The following is a 22,456-nucleotide window of genomic DNA, read 5'->3' as shown; positions in this document are numbered from 1 at the left end:
TTCAATCTTTTAAGTACAAGTAAGAAATTAAAAAACATCTATCGAATCAGAACGAAAAAATTTATTCAGTGGAGATAAATATAGATTTATCCCGTACATTCTAATAATTATTACATGCGATTCTCACTCCTTTTGCTTGTACTTTCGCCTTCTTGCTCAAACGAAATTCTTTTTCTTAATAAAACAACTTGACGTTCTCGTACTTGGAGACGATTGAGCAAGGGGACTCGGGCAACCAGTAAATAAAACACGCCTTGCCCTCATTGTGTTAGCAACACTACTTGCATCTGTAAATATCGCGGTTGTCGGTACAATTGCCTTTCTAGGCCTTGTCGCACCACACTTAGCGCGAATCGTTGTTGGTATGAATCATCAAAGGTTATTCATTTGCTCCGCTTTATTTGGAGCAATCCTTCTTTCCATCGCTGACTTACTCGGACGAACAATTGCATACCCGAAAGAAATCCCTTCTGGTCTTGTCGTTGCTGTACTTGGAGCACCTTATTTCTTATGATTGATGAGGAGGGGGAAAGAAGGTTAGTTAAAAGACGGCTTCATATATGTGAAGCCGTCTTTTTTATTATGACATAAAATTAATATAAGCTTTGTACATAAAGTATATAACAAGTGAATACATGATTATATTGAACATACTTCGTTTTAAAGTTAAATTTCTCTTTAATTTCTTATCCTGTAATCTTAGTTCTATACCGCTTGCTATTTTCAATCCACCTATTGTTTGAAATAGCTCTCTATAATCATCAGCATTTCCTAACAGTACATATTCTTTATCATTTTTATACTTTATATAAAGAAATTCGCTTGCACCTTTACGATCTAATATTGTTTTCATAGAAGCTATTTCATTTAATAGACATACTTTTAGATCAACGTCATTATAATAACGATCAACAAAAAACACGTACAATCGTTTCCTGACACTTTTACAAATATTTTCTAATTATTTTTATATTGTAGCAATGCTTAATTAAGTATTTCTTATGGAACAGGGGATTATATGATCTCTCACGAACTTAATCTATGAACATAACTAGGAGGGATAACTATGTATCAAACTATTGAAGGCTTTTTACAATCATGGACATACGAGGCCGAGTCTACTCAGAAAATGCTCGATGCATTAACAGATGAATCTTTGTCACAGGAAATTACACCTGGGCATTGGACGTTAGGCAGAGTTGCTTGGCATATCGTGACGGCAATTCCAGTTTTACTATCTGGTACGGGACTTACATTTGAAGGGGAAACGAAAGATTATCCTGTTCCAACTTCTGCTAAAACAATTGCAGATGGGTATCGTAAAGTGAATGCGGCTTTTGTTGAAGCACTTCAAAGCGAGTGGACTGATAAGGATTTAACTACTATTAATGACTTCTTTGGTCGCCCTATGCCGAATTCTATATTTTTAATGACACTTATTAATCATCAAAATCACCATCGCGGACAAATGACAGTTTTAATGCGCCAAGCCGGCTTAACAGTTCCTGGCGTATATGGTCCTGCAAAAGAAGAATGGGCTGCAGCTGGAATGGAAGCTCCTAAAATGTAACTACAAAAAAAGACAAGGTGTTTACACATCTTGTCTTTTTCTGTAACTTGTTTCATGTGAAACTATTTTTTTACTAAATGGTTGTTTTATGGAAAAGATAGGTTAAAATGAATACATATTATGAGGAGGGGCAACCAACTTGAATACAAAAAATAAAAAAATAGCTATGAGAACTATTCTACTAACTTCTATTATTGGAGTTATTAGCGTATCTCTTTATGTCACATATTATGGTACCCCTTGGGGAAAACAAACAGCAATTACGGAATCAAAAGAATATATTACAAAATATTTTAATCTAGATGCAGAAGTCAACAATACTTCTTACGATGCTAAAATGAATAGCTACGCCATCTCCTTTGAGACAAGCAGAGACGGCGAATTTACTATCGAATATAAAAGTCCTAATAACTTTAACATTTCTCCAGGAGTGCAAGAGTATTTAAGTAAACACTACAAATTTACAGAGTAGTAACGAAGCATACATATACAAAAAAAGATTTGGTATAACGGAAGGCACTGAAAAAGTGATTGCTTTGAAAAAATAACGTGTATTTTATCAATATATAGAAAAAAACAAAGGAGTCCATCACCTGTATATAGTAGGTGATGGACTCCTTTTTCTTATTATGTGGACTTTTTCAGTGGCCTCGGTATAACGCCAACTCCTTTTTACGTATTCTTATCATACTGAGACATCTTCCCTCTCAATATTTTTAATCCCATAATAAGCAATTGCCATACCAATTGCTGCCAATGCTAGTTGAAGGGGAAGAAAAGTTGCTGTAGAAAACATTGGGTTGCTATTCATTGCAACCGCTACAACGATAAGAGATGAAACAATTGTAGTTGGCACTGAATGTTTACGCATTCCAAAATATAATGGGATTAAACTCATTCCCGCAGCTGCAATGGCTAAAGGAACCAGTTTTATTCCTTCTTGCATCAATTGATCTACTGTAAATGAATTAGGAAGAATTGAAAAATAGCTATCTATCCCAAAGAAAACTCCTACTACTAAAATGTTAGATACAATAACTGTTATAAATGTTAATGTTGCTGTAATAGCCAACTTACTAATCATCATTTTCTTCCGATTAATAGGATAAGAAAACATAAGTAGTATTGTTTTATTTTTATATTCACCAATTATTAACCTCGCGATTAATACACTACCAAAAATAATAAATGTTGCTCTTACTACTGTACTAGCCATTAACAAAATCATCTGCGGATCTCTTATTTCTGGATCTCCTTCTATTTGAGAAACAATGCTAACAAAGATCAACAATGCCAGTATAACAAGATTTGCAATAATTGTTCCTCTCACATACCATCCAAGCTTAAACTTCTTCAGTTCTAGCTTCATTAAATGTAGCATGATAGTCCTCCTTCCAACTAAAACTTAATCAATATAAATGACTCCTGTTTCACTTAAAATCTTCGCTTCATTTTTTGCATCACCAATAGTTCCTTCTTTTATCTTTTCTGTATTTTTATCTTTCTTAAGTCCTTTTAAATCTATCATTATGTCAGTCGAATTACTTTTAGCCGTAAGTTTCAATGAAGCTGGGACATCTTTATACCTTACGCCAATGTCGCCTGATTTTGTTTCTACAAATAATGATTTTCCTTCTGTCATATCTTTCAGTAATACTTCCCCAGATGTTGAAGTGATGTTCATATTTTCGTTTTTTACATTTTTCACATAATTATCGCCAGTAGTAGAAGTTATATTTACTTCTTGTAATGAACTATCTTTTAACATTAAATCTCCACTTTCGGATGTGAATTCACCCTTCTCTGCTGATAGTCCTACAACCATTTCATCCCCAGACTTGCTTTTTGTAACAATACTGTTTACTACTATATCGCTTATTTTCACATCACCCGATTTATTATTTAATACAATTTTATCTATTTCTTTCTTCGGAATAGCTATAGATATACTATTTTTCTTCCTAAACGTAAAACCATAAAAAAATCTGTTCACCTTTTGTTTTTGCTTAATCACAATTTTATTTTCGTCATTTTCTATTTTGACGGGATCTATCTCTTTATCTACTTGTTGACCTTGAGCGGAAATTACTATTTTGTTAACATCTGTACTTTTAAATTCAATATCCCAGTTCTCATTGTCCACTTCTATTTCTTTTATATTATTGATCTCAAAAGACTTTTCTTTCTTAAAATCTTTCCCTTGAAATGTCTTAAAACCAAAAACCACACTAGCAATTGTAATGATTAATATTGCAATTACTATTATTTTTTTCACCATTCATACCCCAGTTCGTTGTTGTTTTAAGCTTTCTTCACGCTACATCTATCTTGTCGATGTTACGATACGATAGATAACTAATAAAAATTCCTAATAAACAGAGTACAATTGGGATAAATATAAAATCATACATACTTACTTGACCGTTTCCAGGACCAACGTTACTATTCATCATCATCCCAATTATTACTGCAGAAGTAATCGTTGTCGGTGTCGATTTTTTTCTCATCCCAAAAAATAAAGGAATTAAACTTATACCAGATATCATAAATGCACTTATAAAAGTAGCTGGAACGGTAGCTATTATTTCACCCATCGTAATAGGTGTTTCAATTAGTCCCATCATTGGATTCATAAAAAATATGAGCAAGTTAATACTGAAAGTAGCGATAATCATACTCACAAAACAAAAACAAAAAACAATTGTTAATTTCGCTCTCATTAGTAGTTTCCTTTGCAATGGGTACATAAATAGTAGTTGCATTGTTTTGTTCTTATACTCATCAATTACTAAACGTGATAAAATGACCGCACTAAAAATAAGAAATGTTATCCTTATAAAAATGTTTGCTAAAGTCATGTATTTTGTGAAATCAGAGAGCGCCGCATCTACTTCGCCTTTCGCCCCCAATCCCATAAGACTTACCGCAGCAAAAATTGCTATAATACAAATGGCTACCCCTTTAAAGTAACTAGATAATTGATGTTTCTTCCATTCGAGCTTCATTAATTTAAACATATAAACCACCCTCCATTACTGACATAAATACCTCTATGCTACTAACATTCTAATTCCAGCCGTAACTACGCTTACTATTCCTATCACTAGTAAAATTAACAACCATTTCCGCTTAGGTTTTCTATAATATAAAATCCCACTTACGAAGATTACGATCCATCCACTTACTAGATTCACTAACAATCCATTAAGCATGAATGCCCTCTCCATCCATTACATTTAAGAAATATTCCTCTAAGGAACTATGTTTCTTATTAATACTTTCAATTTCTACATCATTCATAATAAGTGCTTTTGAAATGGTTTGTTGCGTCGCCTTCAATTCATACACACGAATCATATTCCCACTCATTATTTTGTAATTTTTTATACCAAGTTTATCTTCTAAAATATAAGCTGCCCGTTTCACATCAGGAACAGTAATTTCAATGTACTCTGTTTGTTTTCCGTTAATACTCTTCATCGAAACTTCTTTTATTAATTTTCCATTTTGAATCACACCAATTGTATCTGCCATTAGTTCCATCTCACCTAAAATATGACTAGAAACTAATAATGTAATGCCATATTCTTTGCAGAGCATTTTAAATAAGTCTCTTAATTCTTTAATACCAATTGGATCTAAACCGTTTATTGGCTCATCTAAAATAAGTAGTTCTGGCTTTGTCATGATCGCCCTTGCAATACCAAGTCGTTGTTTCATCCCTAATGAAAAATCTTTTACTTTTTTATCATCTATACCGTGCAGTTTTACTAAATGTAAAGCATGATCAATTGCGTTCTTGTCGTAATACCCCATATATTCACAATGTAATTCTAGGTTTTCCTTCGCCGTTAATTTATCATAAAAGATTGGATATTCGATAATGGTCCCCATCCTTTTTAATACTTCATAAGATGTATCTGTTAACTTCTCACCGAAAATTTCAATATCACCACTTGTCGGTTTTATTAAATTTGTAATCATTTTCATAATCGTTGTTTTACCTGCACCATTCGGTCCTAAGAAACCGTATATCTCTCCTTTTTTCACATGCATGTTGACGCTAGAAATAACTTCTTTCCCTTTAAACACTTTCGTTAACTGATTCGTTTTTAATATATATGTCATGTCACTGTCTCCTTTCGCATTACCTTATACTTCTATAATAGACAACGGAAATCTCTTTTTTCTTACCCGTTCCTTACAAATTCCTTACGCTGAAAAAAAGCTTGTAGAATCTACTTCTCTACAAGCTAAAACAGCATCTTTTTTAATACAACTGTAAAAATCGTTTTTTTATATGGCTTACTAGAAAGGTGAATTGTTCCACCCATCGCTTCCACAAGCCGTTTCGTAATCGTTAATCCTAGACCGCTTCCTTGGTACAATCTATTTCTTGAATCTTCAAGTGTGTACATACGCTCAAACACTTTATCAATATGAGATTCATCAATTCCTTTGCCTTTATCCCATACATCTATATACACGCTCGTGTCATCATCCCTTAACGTCATACCGAGTGCCTTTCCATCGTCTCCATATGTAATCGCATTTGATATTAAATTATTCAATACTCTGCCTAATACTTCTACATTTCCAAGTGCGTATATATTTCTGTCTGGTATATCAATATGAACATGAAAACCTTTCGTCGTCACTAAATCATAAAAAGATAAAATTTTCTCACGACAAACTTCATTCATATTCACTTTTGTCATCTCGATTGCTTTGTCACCAGATTCTAATTTTGCTAAATCAAAAAACTTATGAATTAGCTCCATCACTTCTAGTGTTTTCGTATGCACTTTTTCAAGTAATATTTGTTGTTCTTCTTTGTTTATCGTTTTATCCTTATTTAACATTTCTGTATATCCAAGAATAACTGTTAGTGGCGTTTTCAAGTCATGTGAAATATTTGAAAGCATTTTTCTCATCGAAATTTCTACTTTTGCATGATCTGCATTCGTTTTCTGTTTTGCATCTAATAATTGATTAATTGCCACTAATAATTTTTGCAATTCTAGATCATCTGTCATAACGAGTAACGTCTCGCCTGTTTTTTCATTTACAATACTTTCTAACTTTTCATATGTGTATCGTAAATTTTCACTACTATTTTTCCGCATTTTATATTGTGTATAAATGACACATAACAATATAAAAATAATACCTATTAACAAATTGACCATATTACATCACTTCCAACTTATAGCCGATGCCCCATAACGTTTTAATATATTCTGGATTAGATGGATCACTTTCTATTTTCTCACGCAATCTTCTCATATGAACATTAATAACGTTATCATCACCGTAATACTCTTCGTTCCAAACTAACGTATAGATTTGCGCTTTTGTAAATACACGGTTTTGATTTTTTACGAACAATTTTAAAATCTCAAATTCTTTTAAAGTAAGTTTGAGAGGCTTCCCGTTTTTTTCCACGGTAAAATTAATTGGATCAATTGTTAAATCACCAATTTGAATCATCTTTTCTCCTGTTGATTCTGTAGCCGAGTATTTCGTAGATCTCCGAATACCCGCTTTTACACGTGCAGCTAATTCAATCATAGAAAACGGCTTACAAATATAATCATCCGCTCCAAGTCCTAATCCAACAGCTTTATCAACATCTGTATCTTTTGCCGACATCATTAAAATCGGAACGGCACTTTTTTCTCGAATAATTCGTACAACCTCTAATCCGTCTAACTTTGGCATCATAATGTCGAGGATAATCAAATCAAATGAACCTTTTAAATATGTGTTCACGCCTTCTTCTCCATCAGATGCAATTGTAACTTGAAAGCCTTCTTTTATTAAATACTTTTCCACCATCTCTTGAATTGAAATATCATCTTCAACTAATAAAATATGATGTGACATATGTCTATCCCCTTTTTTACAAACATTAACATATCAATTGTATCGCAACGAATGAATGCTGGAAACAATTATATGAATTTTCAAACCAACTTCCCTTCCTTCCATAACAATGATATGATGAAATTCACTACGATTGTTCATAATTAACTTTATATAAAGGAGACTTATCATGTCAGAAAACAAAAAAGTAAGCTTAGCTGATTTAATGCGTGAACAACTTGCAAAGAAAAAGCAAGGTAACGGCAATGGTCAAAATGCCAAAAACCAAAGCCAAGAAACGAAAAAATTACAAAACCAACAAACAAAGAAAACAAACAACCAACGTAGACGTACAGGTGTGTAAATGAACGGACAAAAACGTTCTAATATCGCACCCGGTCTTGAAGTTGATATTGTATTAAAACAAGATCAACGAACAGGCAAATTAACACGTGGAATTGTAAAAGATATTTTAACGAATTCCCCTTCTCATCCGCATGGCATTAAAGTGCGATTGCAGGACGGGCAAGTCGGTAGAGTACAAAATATCGTTCAATAAGAAAAGGAGCTCAAGTAAACTCGAGCTCCTTTTTCTTTATTAACCTTTAATTTTCTCGATGAAAACTACTTTTAAATAGTCTCCTTCTTTAAATTGATCAATTGTACGGAAATCTTCTGGTAAAGAATGTTCTTCTAATATTTTATATTTGCCATTCATTTCTTTGAATGCTGTATCGATAAAGCCTTTAAACTTTTTCATATCGAATGCACTACAATTTGTAGAAGCAACGATAATCCCGTTATTTTCTGTAATGGCAATTGTTTCTTTTAATAAATTTTTATAATCTTTCGCTGCACTAAATGTATATTTTTTTGAGCGTGCAAAGCTTGGAGGGTCTAATACAACCATATCAAACTTCATCTTTTTCTTCGCTGCATATTTAAAATAAAGGAATACATCTTCAACAATAATATCTTGCGCTTCATAATCAACTTCATTTACACTAAACTGCTCAATCGTTTTACTTAAACTACGATTTGCAAGGTCGACACTCGTCGTTTTACTCGCTCCGCCAAGCGCTGCAAATACAGAGAAAGCACCTGTATAAGAAAACATATTTAACACTGTTCTTCCCTTTGCATATGTATCACGAATTTGTTTTCGAACGTTACGCTGATCTAAAAATACACCAACCATCGCTCCGTCATTTAAATACACCGCAAAGTTCACACCATTCTCTTTTACGATAAGCGGGAACTCACCGCGCTCTCCAGCTACGAAATCATCGCCTTCAATGTATTTCCCTTTCGTATCAAAACGCTTTTTCTCATAAATCCCTTTAAAGTTTGCTACTTTTTGAAGAGCTGCTATAATCTCATCTCTAAAAGTATAAATTCCTTCACTATACCAACTCACTACGTAATAACCGTCATAATAATCGATGATTAAGCCTCCAAGCCCATCACCTTCACCGTTCACAACACGGAATGCTGTTGTATCACTTGATTTGTAAAATTGCTTTCGTTTATGTAAGGCAGATTTTATTTTACTTTCAAAGAAAGATTGATTAATTTGTTCACTCTCTTTTCTCGTTAAAATCCAGCCGTATCCTTTATTTTGTTTTCCATAATAACCTTTTCCAACAAAGTGGTTCTTCTCATCCACTACTTTGATGATTGTTCCTTCTTCACGGACGTCATTTAAATTTCGAATCGCATCTTTTAAAATAAGCGGGTATCCACTTTTAATTTCTTTTATAAATTTCGGTTTTATTTTTATAGTTACTTCTGATCGCATATAATAACTTCCTTTCCATTTGCATGCTTTCTATATAGGAAGCATGTAAAAAACGAGACTGAAAAAACAGCCTCGTTTCACTATACCATATTATTGCTTTGCTAGTACAACTCGCTCATTCTCTCGCTTAACCGCCACATATTTACTACATTTTGAAATAGAAATCTTACTATCCAAAATAATAAAAAAATACTTATATATTTCACATTTATGATTGACATTGATAATGATTTTCATTATCATTTAATATATATGAGTTCTCGAAAATACAGGCTACATTTATAGGAGGAATAAACATGATTATTGTTACAAATACAGCTAAAATCACAAAGGGAAATGGACATAAATTAATTGAGCGTTTTAATAAAGTAGGTCAAGTCGAAACGATGCAAGGCTTTTTAGGATTAGAAGTTCTTTTAACGCAAAATACAGTTGATTATGATGAAGTAACAATTAGCACACGTTGGAATGCAAAAGAAGATTTCCAAGGTTGGACGAAGAGCTCAGCATTTAAAGATGCTCACTCACATCAAGGCGGGATGCCAGATTATATTCTTGATAATAAAATCGCTTACTATGATGTAAAAGTTGTACGTATGCCAATGGCTGCAGCACAGTAAACATATTTCTTTTTTTAAGTATAGAATATGAGAAGCGTTACCACTTCTCATATTCTATACTTTTTTATTTACTTTCTTTTTACTAGTTTCGCATGCACGACTAACCTTCCCGCTTCCGGATCAAGTGCATAGTCACACGTCGACAGTGTTACGATTTGATCGTTTGCTGTCAACTTTGTATCCGTTTTGTACAGCGATTTTTCTTGAATTTTCTCCAAAAATGATGTGTATTCCGTATCACTGCTAAAATCCGTTTCAATGTAATAAAAATCAGTTGTTGTTGTATACACCGAGAACACTTCAAGATCATATCCTTCAAATAATGTATCGTAATACAATTTACGATGCGACATGAAGAACTCTTCATCTAACAATTTCTTTAAACTTCCAAACATAGAACCATCTTTCATACGGTGACCATATAAAATAGTATTTCGATTTTGAGATTTCACATCATTACGATAATCCATAAAGATGCTTCCTGCTCTCATATCTTCACCTTTATAATTACGAAATAAATAGTAATCATTGTCTTTCGCTTGAACGATTGGATAATTAATTTGTGTATCGTCCATCGTAACCCATCCAACTATTTCTTGGTTAATTTGCTGCAGAGCTTTGAACTGTTTACGTACTTCCCCGTCTTGTGATTGCTCTTCCATCGGACTTTTTTCATAAATGTTTTGTGCTTCGGCCATTACTTTACGATTTTCATAGTAATCCATGAAAATATCACCTAATTCATATACTGAATAGAAAAAGGTACCTAAAAAAACAACTGTAAGTATTCGTTGAAAAAAAGAATTCTTCTTCCGTTCTTTTTTACTACTCAAATTATCACCTCAAAACGGATTGTTCGCATATTTAAATACCCATTGGGACCATATACAACCCTGTATCTTCATCTTGCTTTACAACGACATCTACGCCGTATATCGTCTTTATCATACTTTCTGTCACAACATCATTTGGCTTACCTTTCGTAACAATTTCGCCGTCTTTCATAACGATGATATGATCACTATAGCGAATCGCCTGATTAATATCGTGTAATACCATAACGATCGTCAATCCATGTACTTCATTTAACTCTTTTACTAGCTCTAATATTTCAAGTTGATAATAAATATCTAAATAGGTTGTCGGTTCATCTAAAAAGAGCATTGGTGTTTTCTGAGCTAACGTCATGGCAATCCAAACACGTTGTCTTTCTCCACCAGATAAAGCGTGAATCTCTTTATCACGTTTACTTAACAAATTCGTACATGCTAAAGCTCTTTCAATCGCTTCTCTATCTTCATCAGTTTGCGAGGAAAAAATATTTTTATGAGGCATACGACCAAAACTTGTTAATTTCTCTACCGTCATATCTGCCGGCGCTTCATTTTGTTGATGGACAACAGCTAACTTTCTAGCAAACTCTTTCGGTTTATATTGACTAATCGCCTTCCCATCTAGTATTACCTCTCCGCTACGAGGATCGTGATTTCTTGACATCACGCCAAGTAATGTCGATTTCCCGCAACCGTTTGGACCAATAATTGTTGTAATTTTACCAATTTCTATTTCACTACTAACAGACTTTAAGCGATCCGTTATATTATCATACGAAAAGGTTACATTTTTAATTTCCATGAACTTTATCACTCTTTCTAAGCAAGAATATTAAGAATGGGCCACCAATAACTGCCATAATCGTCGCCGCTGGAATTTCGTTAGGTGGCACGATTAACCTTCCAATCGTATCCGCCGTCAAAATTAATAACGCTCCTGCAAGAGCAGAAAATGGAATTAATACTTTATGATTTGAACCGACTAGTTGTCTTGAAATGTGCGGAACGAGTAATCCTACGAAAGCAATAACACCTGCAATCGCTGTTGATACTGCCGCTAAAAGTACTGCAATAGCAGAAATAATAAGACGAACTCTCGTCACGTGCAAACCTAAGTTTTTCGCAGTTTTATCCTGTAACGATAATAAGTTACACCAAGCTCCTACAAACAAAGCAAGAATAAGACCAATTGTTCCATACGTAACCATTATTTCTACATCGCCCCACGTCTTCATCGTTATGTTAGAAGTCGTCGTTTGCTTAATACTCTTAATAAAATATCCGCAAATCGTAATGAACGATTCATTTAATCCAGTGAACATCGCATTAATAGCTATACCAACTAAAATAATGCGAAGTGGACTTAACCCTGACTTCCATGAAAATGCATAAACGAGATAACATGCAAACGCACCACCTAAAAAGGCGAATACTGGTGTCCAGAAAAAGAATTGCGGGAATAACGTAATAATAACAAGTGTCATAAAACTCGCCCCTGAAGATATACCGATTACTCCAGCATCAGCGAGTGGATTTTTCATAACAGCTTGAAAAAGCACACCCGAAACTGCAAGAGCTGCTCCAGTAAATAGTGCAATAATAATACGTGGGAAACGTAAATCTTTAATCACTTCAACATCTTCATTTCCCCCTGTAAATATCCCTTGTACAAGCTCAACAATACCTACTTCTAAACTCCCTTTCATCGCTGACAATGATGTCATAACAATAAGCAATGCAGTAACAATGAGGAAACTCCAAGTTTTTTTATTCATTCCACTCTTCCTTTATATTAAAATGCATCACGGATACATCATTTTTTTCAATTCATCTAACGCTTCAATTGCTGCTAAATTGCCTGTCGTCCCAAATAAACGCTCTTCTAAATCGTAAACACGATTATTTTTAACTGCCGCAAAATGTTTCCAAATGTCATTCGTTTTAAATTCTTTATCGAACATTTTTACAACTTCATCAGGCATACCGTGTGCTGCTCGTAAAATAATATCTGGATCAGCTTTCTTTAAATACTCCGTATTAGAAGCTAAATATTCTACTTGTTCACCTTGCACAATATTTTTACCACCTAGTTGTTTCACCAAATCACCAATATAGGAATGCTCTGTTGCTACTAAATAACTTCCCGGCACACCTAATAAAATAAGCACTGTCGGTTCTTTCTTTCCCTTTACTGCTTTTTTAATCTCTGCAATCTTGTTATCTAACTTCGTTACTACTGCTTCAGCCTGCTTTTCACGTCCATATTTCTTACCTAAATCATTAATTGAATTTTGCATATTTTTCAAACTTGTTAAATCTAAAAAGTTTGCTTTCATACCCACACCATCAAAAACTGGCTTTAATTCATATTCAAGTGTTGTCACGGATAATACTTCTGACGGCTTTAATGATTTTACTTTTTCCATATCAGGGCTCATCGGATTCCCTACTTCTGGTAAACCTTTATATCGTTTTGGTAAAGTTTTAGAACTTGTTGGAACACCAACTAAATCTACTTCTAATGCATCCATAATTTCAGTTACAGCGACTGTCGTTGCAACAACTCTCTCTTTACTCTCGCTCTTTACCTGCTTCGCTGTTTCTTTCTTTGGTGATGAGCACCCAGCTATACTCACTAATAAAATGATAGCCATTAGTACACTTGCAATTTTCTTCACTCTCAATCACCACTCCTTTCCAAATAATATGAAACAAGTCTTGATGCATGCGGACATGCATCAAGACTTCAAAAATTACAATCTACCTGCTCTATATTTACGAACTAGTAAAGCAAGTGAACCTAGCAGTAACACCATGTATAAACCAAGTTGTGCTGTATCTGCTGTTTTTGAGTTTTTCTCTTTTTTTGAATCATTTTTTGTATCTTCTTTTTTCTTCTTATCATCTGCATTTCGGTTAAAATCAGGAGTACTTACTGTTTTTACATTGTCTACTTTCGGTGTAGTCACTGGATTTTTCGGATCATTTTTTGGATCCTCTTTAATAGTTCCTACCGCTCCGATGTTATTTGTATCGAATTGAATTTGTACATCGTAGAAGTGGTGGTAGTTCATTGAATCGATATCTACTTTTACTTTTGCATTTAATTTTGCAAATAAGTCATTAACCTCAAATTCTACTACTCTTGTATTTGCAGCCTTATCTTCACTTACTACTTTTGCATCTGCAAATCCACCATTATTTTCTGTTTGGAATTTTGTAATCCATTCACTATTTTTTAGTGTCATTGCAACATACTTCTTACCATCTTTCACCGTTAATCTTGCTGGACTTACAACATATTGATTCATCATTGAAATTTCTTCAGTCTTATCTTTTAACACTTTAAAAGCAATATCATACTGACCATCTTTTAAATTTTTCGGATCCACTGTTGGTTTTTCATTTAGGTTATTGCTTCCACCTTGGTTGTTGTTTCCACCTTGCTTGTCGTTTCCACCTTGCTTGTCGTTTCCACCTTGCTTGTCGTTTCCACCTTGGTTACCTAAAGCTTTAATACTTCCTTTATCAAATGCAAATTGAATGTCATAGAAGTGATGATAATTCATCGCATCAATGTCCACTTTCACTTTTGCATTTAACTTTTTCGATAAATCATCTACTTCCACTTCTACTACTCTTGTATCTTGCTCTTTATTTGTACCTAATACTTTTGCATCGACGAACGCACTATTCTTTTCAAACTCAAACTTCGTAATCCATGAACTATTTGTTAATGTGAATGACACATATTTCTTACCATCTTTCACTTTTAATACACCTGGACTCTTCGTATATGTGTTCATCATTGAAATTTCTTCTGTTTTATCTTTTAAAACTTTAAAGTCGATGCTGTATTCACCATCTGTAAGAGCATTGGGATCAATTGTTTTGTTATCGTCTTGGTTGTCATTTCCGCCTTGGTTGTCATTTCCACCTTGGTTGTTGTTTCCGCCTTGGTTGTTGTTTCCGCCTTGGTTATCATTTCCACCTTGGTTATCATTTCCACCTTGGTTATCTACCGGCTGAATGCTATCTTTATCAAATGCAAATTGAATATCGTAAAAATGATGGTAATTCATTGAATCGATATCTACTTTCACTTTTGCATTTAATTTTTTCGATAAATCTGCTATTTCTACTTCCACTACGCGTGTATCAGCTTTCTTATCTTCACTTAATACACTTGCATCAAGAAATGAACCATTTTTCTCAAATTCAAACTTTGTAATCCATGAGCTATTCGTTAATGTGAATGATACGTATTTTTTACCATCTTTCACCTTTAACACACCTGGACTCTTTGTATACGTGTTCATCATTGAAATTTCTTCAGTCTTATCTTTTAACACTTTAAAACCGATGCTGTATTCACCATCTTTAATTGTTTCAGCATCTGGCTGTTTATCTCCATCCGGTTGTTTGTCTCCATCTGGTTGTTTATCTCCATCCGGCTGTTTATCTCCATCCGGTTGTTTGTCTCCATCTGGCTGTTTGTCTCCATCTGGTTGTTTATCTCCATCCGGCTGTTTGTCTCCATCTGGCTGTTTGTCTCCACCTGGTTGTTTATCTTCACTTTTAATTGGTTCAAGTTTGTCTTGTTCAAATACAAGTTGTACGTCATGCGTTTGTTTATAATTTTTTGATGCCATCTCAATAAATACTTTTGTATTTATTTTTTTTGATAAATCAGCTACTTCAAACTCTACTACTCTTGTATCTTTTTCTTTATCTTCACTCACTACTTTTGCATCAACAAATGCACCATCTTTTTCTGTTTGGAAATTTTTAATTAATGAGCTACTCTTTAGCGTTACAATTGCTTTTTTCTTACCATTTTCTACTTCCAATACTCCTGGATTTTCCATGTAACTATTCATTTTAGATTCTTCATCTGTTTTATCTTTTAATACTTTGAAAGGAATACTGTACTCACCATCTTCAATTGTGTTAGAATTTGGTTGTTGATCTGGGTCAGGCTTTTGGTCGGGCTTCTGACCTGGATCCGTAGTTTCATTTGGATCTGGCTTATTAGCTGGGTCCTCTTTTTCATCTGGTTTTTCTACATGAATTGGTGTAATACTATTTTGGTCGAATGAAATACGAATGTCATAGTAATGATGATAATTAAACGCATCAATATCAACTTTTACTTTTGCATTTAATATCTTCTCTACATCTTCTACATCAAATTCTACTACTCTTGTATCTTTTTCTTTATCTTCACTAATTACATTTGTCTCAACGAGCTGACCTGCTTTTTCTGTTTCAAATTTCGTAATCCATGAACTATGCGTTAACGTAAAGAATACTTTCTTTTTCCCATCCTTCACTTTTAAAGTTCCTGGACTTACAGAGTATTGATTCATCATAGATTCTTCATCTGATTTGTCTTTAAGAACTTTGAAACCAATTGAATATTCACCGTCAGCTAGTTGACTAGCAGCTTGAACCGCAAGGGGTTGTAATGTTGATACGAATGTAAATACCATTAAAAACATCGCAACAACCATTTTAAAATATTTATTCAATGGAATACCGCTCCTTTATTTAGTTTTGACGTACTTTACGGATTAAGAAAACACCTGAAATTAGAATTAGCGCTGCAAACAATCCAATACGTGCTTCATCGCCTGTTTTGGGGTTATCTGTTTTTTCAGCTTTTCCATTTTCATTTTTTGTTTCTTTGTTCGCTTCTTTAGCTGTTTCCTTACTCTCTACTTTTGTTTTCTCTTCTTTTACTTGTGTATCTGTTTTCGCTTGATCATTATTTTTTGTTGTAGTAGCCACGCCGTTATCGCCACCTACCGCTTTTACATTTGCATCAAAAGCAAAACGAATTGTGTAATGATGGTCATAGTTTGCACTTGGTACAACAACATGAATTTTTACAGCTGCCGGCTTAGATAAATCATCTACCTTAAACTCTACTGTTCTTTTATCCGCCGATTCATCTTTACTAACAACTTTTGCATCAACAAAATTCCCGTTCTCTGGTGCTTTAAATTCTGTAATCCAAGCACTATGATTCATCGGAACTTGTACTCTCATTTCACCGTTTTTCACTACTAATTTTGCTGGCTTTTCAAAATAGTCATTTGCCATTGAAGCTGAGTCATTTTCCGCTTTTTGAATGACATAGTTAATATCATAAGTACCGTCAGCTAGTTGTGCTGAAGCTTTCCCATATGGCATAACAAGAAAAGTTAGCATACATACGAACGTTATAATAAAAGCGGGTAATACAGAAAACTTTTTCATTTTTCTTGTTTCCTCCTTAGTTATCTTTTATTTCACTTTTTGAAAATGATAATTATTCTCAATTTATAAGAAAAAAATAATCTCTTCTACCTATTATTTAGTTCGCATTACTTTATGTAACACAAACGTTATTGATTATCATTCTCACTTATTATTAAAAATAATCCCCATCCCTTTTAATGATTATCATTCTCAATTAAGCTCAAAAAAAATAAAACTCACCATTCTCCTACTCTATCACCTCTATCTACAAAAATGATATCGTTATAGAAAACCTTATACCTTTCACTCCTCACTTTCCTTCCAATATTTCCACAACTAAGTCAATCTTAGCCTACTCGTAAATTTTTTGTCAACTATATTACGTATAAAATTTTTAATATCTAAATTTCTCTATATACGGCTTTTTCTACAAAAAAAGAGGCTTTCTTTCATAGAAAGCCTCTTTCCTCTATTTTTCTACAGCAATTTCCTGCTTTTGAAACTTAGAAACTATATAACCGAATCCTATACCGATTATGCCTGGAACTAACCAACCAATGCCTACACTATATAGTGGAATCTTATCTAAAATAGGGGCTAGCGCTGCAATTTGAAGGTTTGCATTGTGTAATCCATCAAAGAAACTTATTGCAAATGCTCCTACAATACCACCTACATACATCGCTAATGGAAGACGAACGTAGTTTTCAACAAGTGATAATACAATCAGCACGATACCGATTGGGTAAATTGCAATTAAAATTGGTAATGCTAATGCATTTAACTGAGTTAATCCAAGATTCGCTACCATAAATGCTAATACACAGAAAATGAAAACGACTTTTTGATAAGAAAGCTTTGGTAATAATGAAGAGAAATAATCACCACAAGCTGCAACAATACCTACAGAAGTTGTTAAGCATGCTGCTGTAATTGCAATACCTAGTAATAATGTTCCGTAACTACCGAATAAATGATTTACAACGTTTGTTAAAATAATTCCTCCGTTTGCTCCCATTCCAAGAGATACACTAGAAGCTCCAAGATAAGCAAGCGCCAAGTAAACTAGTAGTAAACCAAGTGCTGCAATAAATCCTGCAAAAATTGTTACTTTCGCAATGCTGTTTTTATTTGTAACACCTTTTGCTTTTAAAGCATGAATGACAACATTTCCGAAAACAAGTGCTGCAAGTCCATCTAAAGTTAAATAACCATCAATAAAACCTTTAAAGAGCGGAGCACTATATGCTTCTGTCGGTGCACCAAATTCTCCAATTGGTGTAATAAGTGCTTTCACTACAATAATTGCAATAACAGCTAATAAAATCGGAGTTAATACTTTACCGATGCGGCCCACTAATTTCGATGGGTTTAAAGCTAAATAGAAAGTTACGGCAAAGAAAATGAATGTAAAAATAACAAGTGGATATGATTGATCAGCTATCTCACTTGGTAAAAATGGTGCCACACTCATTTCATAAGCAACAGTTCCTGTACGTGGAACACTTACGAATACGCCTAAACATAAATAAATTGCAGTGATAAAAACTAGTGCGAATATAGGGTGTACACGCCCTGCTAGCTCATTAATATCTCCCTTTAGAGCTATAACGATAACTCCTAATAAAGGCAATCCAACACCTGTTACGACAAAACCAAACAACGCGATCCATACATCAGTTCCAGCACCTTGCCCTAACGCTGGTGGGAAAATCATATTACCTGCACCGAAAAATAGTGCAAATAACATTAAACTTATTGCAAACATCTCAGAAAACTTTAAAGATGATTTCATTTCTACTAACCTCCTAAATAATTATTAATTAACAAAATATTCTGAATTAAAATCCGTCACATATCCTCTTTCAAGCATACTTCCCCGTAAAAGAACGCAAAAAACACCCGTCCCTAACAAAGGGACGAGTGTTGAAATCGTGGTTCCACCCTTATTCTAATAAAATGAATTTATAACAAAATAAGCTCATTTTATAGCTCGTGTAAATTGATAACGGTTTTATCCGCCAAGAATTACAATGCATCATGCAGTTCACTCTTGAAGTTTAGAGGTGGTAAGCTTGTCTTTCCGTATTAGGAAGCTCACAGCCTAAGGCTTCCCTCTCTGAGAATCGTAAAAAACAACTCATGTCCTCATCATTACTTTTATAAAATATCTTGTCGAAACTTGTTGTTTTTTATTATATGGGCTATTTTTTAAAAAATCAATAGTTTTATTTTTTCTGACAAAAAAATATAGGGAGAAAATTTTTCCGCCCTATAGCTGTCCTATTAATATTTCTAATTCTTCATCTGTAATGTTCCGCCATTTTCCCACTTCAAGATCATCTAGCTCTATATTCATAATGCGTTCTCGCTTTAACTTTGTTACAGTAAACCCGAAAGATCGGCTCATTCTCCGAATCTGTCTGTTCATTCCTTGCGTTAAAACGATACGAAATGTAGACTGATCAACCCTCGTCACTTTACATGGCTTCGTCATGCCATCTTTAATTTTCACACCACTGGACATCTCCTTAATAAACCAGTCTGTAAAAGGTTTATCAACAGTAACAATGTATTCTTTCTCATGCTCATGATCACCGTGTAAAATTTGATTCGCAATCCCGCCGTCATTCGTTAATAAAATAAGTCCTTCTGACGCTTTATCCAATCGCCCAACAGGAAAGATACGCTCTGGGTAATTGATATAGTCAATAATATTACCTTCAATATGATCGGCTGCTGTACAAGTAATGCCAACTGGCTTATGAAAGACGATATACACCTTTTCTTTCTCTTTTTTTGCAATAACCTGCCCATCAATCTTGACAACATCCCCATCGCTTACGAGTGCACCGTGCGTACATATTTCGCCGTTAATAGCCACGCGGTCTGCTTTAATAAGACGATCTGTCTCGCGTCTTGAGCAGGATTTTGCTTCGCATATGTATTGGTTGATTTTCATAGCTTATTCCTTTTCGTATAGATTAAAAGCGTCAATCTATGGCAATATCACTCTGCCACGATTGACGCTCGTTTACTTCGCAAAAACAACTAAATAAATAACCCCAATCACCAAAAATATTCCGCAACAAGCTAACAATACTTTTGCAAGTTTGTCCATAAACATATAATGGTTTCCCCTTTTGTTTCGTTGTTTTCTATTTTAATTCGACAACTGTTACGCCTAGGCCTCCCTCGCCCATGTCACCGTAACGGAATGTTTTCACACCGCGATGCTTCTTCAAGTAATCTTGAACACCTTGGCGAAGTGCTCCTGTGCCTTTACCGTGAATGATTGATACACGAGGGTAGCTTGCAAGCTGGGCATCGTCTAAGTATTTTTCGACGCGCGCCATTGCATTTTCAAATCGTTCACCACGAAGATCAAGTTCTAATGAAACGTGATAGTCTCTACCTTTTACTGTTGCAACTGCTTTTTTCTCTGTTTGCTTTGGCGTGTTAATGTATTCCATATTAGATTCTTTTACTTTCATCTTCAGAATACCGATTTGTACACTCCACTCTGTATCGCTTACTCTTTCAAGTAATTGACCTTTTTGACCGAACGTTAATACTTTTACTTCATCACCTGCACGCAACTGTTGTTTCGGCGCAGTGTTTTTCACGTTTACTTTTTGTTTCTTCACAAGCTCTGGTGCTGCGCCTTCTAGACGGCTCTTCGCTTCAATTAGCTCGTGATCTTTCACGTTTGCAAGCTGTGCTTTACGCAATTGACGAAGTTCTTGAATAATGCCTTCTGCTTCTTTCTTTGCAGCTTCGACTTTTTCTTCCCCTTCTTTTTGCGCTTTTAATAATCGTTCATCACGATCTTCGTTAAATTCAATGATTTGACGTTGTAATTCGCGATGCAGTTTTTCAGATTCCTTGCGAAGTGCTTCTGCTTCGTTCCAGTCACGTTCTGCGTTCTTCTGGCTTTCCTCTAACTTCGCAATCATATTTTCAATTTTGTTTGTATCTGTACTAATGTGGTTACGAGCTTGATCAATAACGCGATCAGATAATCCAAGGCGTTTCGAAATTTCAAAGGCATTACTACGTCCTGGTACACCGATTAATAATTTATACGTTGGACTTAATGTATTTACATCAAACTCAACGCTCGCATTAATAACTTGCTCACGGTTATATCCGTATGCTTTTAATTCTGGGTAATGCGTCGTAGCAACAACACGAGCACCGCGATTACATACTTCATCTAAAATTGAAATGGCAAGTGCAGCCCCTTCTTGCGGGTCTGTTCCAGCACCTAATTCATCGAATAAAACTAAGCTTTCAAAGTCAGCTTTTTCTAAAATATCAACAATGTTCACCATATGTGAGGAGAACGTACTTAAACTTTGTTCAATCGATTGCTCATCACCGATATCAGCAAAGATATGTTTGAATACACAAATCTCTGACTCATCCATTACTGGAATGTGAAGACCAGACTGCGCCATTAATACACAAATACCAACTGTTTTCAGCGTAACTGTTTTACCACCTGTATTCGGTCCTGTAATAACAATTGTCGTGAAATCTTTACCTAACATAATGTTATTTGGCACGATAATTTCTGGATCAATAAGCGGATGGCGCGCTTGTCTTAAATCCATGTAGCGCTCGTTATTTACGATTGGCTTCGTTGCTTTAATACGCTTCGCATAAAAGGCTTTCGCAAAGATAAAGTCAAGATTCGCAACTACTTCTACGTTTGATAAAACGATATCCGCTTCTACCGCTACTTCTTCCGTTAACATCAATAAGATGCGTTCGATTTCTTGTTTTTCTTTCACACGAGCTTCTTGAAGCGCGTTATTTAATTCTACAATGACTTGCGGTTCAATAAATAACGTTTGTCCAGAAGCAGATTGATCATGAACAATACCGCCATATACGCCGCGGTATTCTTGTTTTACCGGAATTACGTAACGTTCGTTACGAATCGTTACAATCGAGTCAGACAGCATCTTTTGCGCGTTTGAAGAACGCGTCATATTTTCTAACTTTTCACGAATACGACTTTCCGCAGTACGAATTTGAGTACGAATACCACGCAGTTTATCACTTGCGCTATCGACTACTTCACCGCCATCACCGATGCAATTTGTAATTTTCTTTTCTAAATCATATAAAGATACAATTTGAGCGACATGAGTTTCTAAAATCGGAAGCTCGACACCATTATCAACCATATCTTCAATGAAACGTTTCATATTGCGACTACCATACATCGTATTAGCAATATCAAGTAGTTCATTTGGACTTAACATACTTCCAATCTTTGCACGCTTCACATTTGAGCGAATATCCGTAATACCACCTAATGGTGCACTACCTTTTAAACGAATGACTTTCGCTGCTTCATCCGTTGTATCTTGCATCTCTACAATTTCTTCAAAATCAGTGCTCGGTACTAAATTCTTCACTTTGTCACGGCCAAGTGAAGATGCTGTATGTTCAAGTAATTGTTCTTTTACTTTATTGTATTCTAATACACGCAACGTTCTTTCTAACATGTTGCAGG

Annotated in this window: 22 protein-coding genes, 2 pseudogenes and 1 other annotated feature; of the genes and pseudogenes, 6 read left to right on the top strand and 18 right to left on the bottom strand. The window is 34.6% G+C overall.

Annotated elements, in window-relative coordinates:
• Positions 1-166: 166 nt before the first annotated feature.
• Positions 167-514 (top strand): annotated as a pseudogene (locus tag CO726_RS11105) (FecCD family ABC transporter permease); the annotation flags it as partial.
• 66 nt (positions 515-580) lie between these two features.
• Here the strand turns inward: CO726_RS11105 and CO726_RS11100 are convergent.
• Positions 581-937: pseudogene (locus tag CO726_RS11100) on the bottom strand (septation ring formation regulator EzrA); the annotation flags it as partial.
• 129 nt (positions 938-1,066) lie between these two features.
• Between CO726_RS11100 and CO726_RS11095 the strand changes: the two are divergent.
• Together CO726_RS11095 and CO726_RS11090 are read left to right on the top strand one after the other, a co-directional pair.
• Positions 1,067-1,570, top strand: coding sequence for a DinB family protein (locus CO726_RS11095; protein WP_099684278.1), 504 nt, complete (start codon positions 1,067-1,069; stop codon positions 1,568-1,570).
• 139 nt (positions 1,571-1,709) lie between these two features.
• Positions 1,710-2,042 (top strand): YfjL-like protein, encoded by a 333-nt coding sequence (locus CO726_RS11090; protein WP_099684277.1) that lies wholly within the window; start codon positions 1,710-1,712, stop codon positions 2,040-2,042.
• Between the two features lie 213 nt (positions 2,043-2,255).
• On the opposite strand, the gene CO726_RS11085 is transcribed toward CO726_RS11090, so the two are convergent.
• The 7 genes from CO726_RS11085 to CO726_RS11055 form a co-directional block, all read right to left on the bottom strand.
• Positions 2,256-2,951: an ABC transporter permease gene (locus CO726_RS11085; RefSeq protein ID WP_099684276.1), complete on the bottom strand. Its 696-nt coding sequence runs from the start codon at positions 2,949-2,951 to the stop codon at positions 2,256-2,258.
• A gap of 24 nt (positions 2,952-2,975) precedes the next feature.
• Positions 2,976-3,848 carry a DUF4097 family beta strand repeat-containing protein gene (locus CO726_RS11080; protein ID WP_136699554.1) on the bottom strand — a complete coding sequence of 291 codons (873 nt, stop codon included), beginning with the start codon at positions 3,846-3,848 and terminating at the stop codon, positions 2,976-2,978.
• A gap of 34 nt (positions 3,849-3,882) precedes the next feature.
• A complete protein-coding gene (locus CO726_RS11075; protein ID WP_099684275.1) occupies positions 3,883-4,587 on the bottom strand; it encodes an ABC transporter permease in 705 nt (234 codons plus the stop codon).
• A 33-nt stretch (positions 4,588-4,620) separates the two neighbouring features.
• A complete protein-coding gene (locus tag CO726_RS31750) occupies positions 4,621-4,782 on the bottom strand; it encodes a hypothetical protein (RefSeq protein ID WP_169513033.1) in 162 nt (53 codons plus the stop codon).
• Complete coding sequence (locus CO726_RS11065) at positions 4,775-5,698, bottom strand: ABC transporter ATP-binding protein (RefSeq protein ID WP_099684273.1); 924 nt, start codon at positions 5,696-5,698, stop codon at positions 4,775-4,777. The genes CO726_RS31750 and CO726_RS11065 overlap by 8 nt, the downstream gene beginning before the upstream one ends.
• 125 nt (positions 5,699-5,823) lie before the next feature.
• Positions 5,824-6,759 (bottom strand): HAMP domain-containing histidine kinase, encoded by a 936-nt coding sequence (locus CO726_RS11060; RefSeq protein WP_099684272.1) that lies wholly within the window; start codon positions 6,757-6,759, stop codon positions 5,824-5,826.
• Position 6,760: 1 nt separating this feature from the next.
• On the bottom strand, positions 6,761-7,456 hold the full coding sequence (locus CO726_RS11055) for a response regulator transcription factor (RefSeq protein WP_099684271.1): 696 nt from the start codon (positions 7,454-7,456) through the stop codon (positions 6,761-6,763).
• A gap of 169 nt (positions 7,457-7,625) precedes the next feature.
• On the opposite strand from CO726_RS11055, the gene CO726_RS31745 reads away from it, so the two are divergent.
• Together CO726_RS31745 and CO726_RS11045 are read left to right on the top strand one after the other, a co-directional pair.
• Positions 7,626-7,799 carry a hypothetical protein gene (locus tag CO726_RS31745; RefSeq protein ID WP_001293578.1) on the top strand — a complete coding sequence of 58 codons (174 nt, stop codon included), beginning with the start codon at positions 7,626-7,628 and terminating at the stop codon, positions 7,797-7,799.
• Entirely contained in the window at positions 7,800-7,994 is a 195-nt protein-coding gene (locus tag CO726_RS11045; RefSeq protein WP_001014310.1) for a YwbE family protein, read from the top strand.
• Positions 7,995-8,033: 39 nt separating this feature from the next.
• Here the strand turns inward: CO726_RS11045 and CO726_RS11040 are convergent, their stop codons facing one another.
• Positions 8,034-9,233, bottom strand: a complete 1,200-nt coding sequence (locus CO726_RS11040) for a class I SAM-dependent rRNA methyltransferase (protein ID WP_099684270.1) — start codon at positions 9,231-9,233, stop codon at positions 8,034-8,036.
• A gap of 296 nt (positions 9,234-9,529) precedes the next feature.
• Between CO726_RS11040 and isdG the strand changes: the two genes are divergently transcribed.
• Positions 9,530-9,853: a heme oxygenase gene (gene isdG / locus CO726_RS11035; RefSeq protein ID WP_099684269.1), complete on the top strand. Its 324-nt coding sequence runs from the start codon at positions 9,530-9,532 to the stop codon at positions 9,851-9,853.
• A 68-nt stretch (positions 9,854-9,921) separates the two neighbouring features.
• Here isdG and srtB read toward each other — a convergent pair whose 3' ends face one another.
• From srtB to CO726_RS10985, 9 genes are all read right to left on the bottom strand, one after another.
• The gene (gene srtB, locus CO726_RS11030; RefSeq protein WP_099684268.1) at positions 9,922-10,686 is read right to left on the bottom strand and encodes a class B sortase; all 765 of its coding nucleotides are present in this window, start codon (positions 10,684-10,686) and stop codon (positions 9,922-9,924) included.
• A gap of 31 nt (positions 10,687-10,717) precedes the next feature.
• On the bottom strand, positions 10,718-11,488 hold the full coding sequence (locus CO726_RS11025; protein ID WP_097818328.1) for an ABC transporter ATP-binding protein: 771 nt from the start codon (positions 11,486-11,488) through the stop codon (positions 10,718-10,720).
• Positions 11,478-12,461, bottom strand: a complete 984-nt coding sequence (locus CO726_RS11020) for a FecCD family ABC transporter permease (protein ID WP_099684267.1) — start codon at positions 12,459-12,461, stop codon at positions 11,478-11,480. The genes CO726_RS11025 and CO726_RS11020 overlap by 11 nt, the downstream gene beginning before the upstream one ends.
• A 27-nt stretch (positions 12,462-12,488) precedes the next feature.
• The gene (gene isdE / locus CO726_RS11015) at positions 12,489-13,370 is read right to left on the bottom strand and encodes a heme ABC transporter substrate-binding protein IsdE (protein WP_136699551.1); all 882 of its coding nucleotides are present in this window, start codon (positions 13,368-13,370) and stop codon (positions 12,489-12,491) included.
• Between the two features lie 69 nt (positions 13,371-13,439).
• Positions 13,440-16,187, bottom strand: coding sequence for an NEAT domain-containing protein (locus tag CO726_RS11010; RefSeq protein ID WP_136699570.1), 2,748 nt, complete (start codon positions 16,185-16,187; stop codon positions 13,440-13,442).
• A 49-nt stretch (positions 16,188-16,236) separates the two neighbouring features.
• Entirely contained in the window at positions 16,237-16,947 is a 711-nt protein-coding gene (gene isdC / locus CO726_RS11005) for a heme uptake protein IsdC (RefSeq protein WP_099684264.1), read from the bottom strand.
• A gap of 451 nt (positions 16,948-17,398) precedes the next feature.
• Complete coding sequence (brnQ6, locus tag CO726_RS11000; RefSeq protein ID WP_099684263.1) at positions 17,399-18,724, bottom strand: branched-chain amino acid transport system II carrier protein BrnQ6; 1,326 nt, start codon at positions 18,722-18,724, stop codon at positions 17,399-17,401.
• Positions 18,725-18,841: 117 nt separating this feature from the next.
• Positions 18,842-19,093, bottom strand: a binding site (T-box leader).
• A 108-nt stretch (positions 19,094-19,201) separates the two neighbouring features.
• Complete coding sequence (locus tag CO726_RS10995; protein WP_099684262.1) at positions 19,202-19,891, bottom strand: 23S rRNA pseudouridine(2604) synthase RluF; 690 nt, start codon at positions 19,889-19,891, stop codon at positions 19,202-19,204.
• Positions 19,892-20,087: 196 nt separating this feature from the next.
• A complete protein-coding gene (locus tag CO726_RS10985; protein ID WP_099684261.1) occupies positions 20,088-22,448 on the bottom strand; it encodes an endonuclease MutS2 in 2,361 nt (786 codons plus the stop codon).
• Between the last annotated feature and the right edge of the window lie 8 nt (positions 22,449-22,456).

The organism is Bacillus fungorum (assembly GCF_002746455.1).
GTDB lineage: Bacteria > Bacillota > Bacilli > Bacillales > Bacillaceae_G > Bacillus_A > Bacillus_A fungorum.
This window is presented reverse-complemented; position numbering and strand designations above follow the sequence as displayed.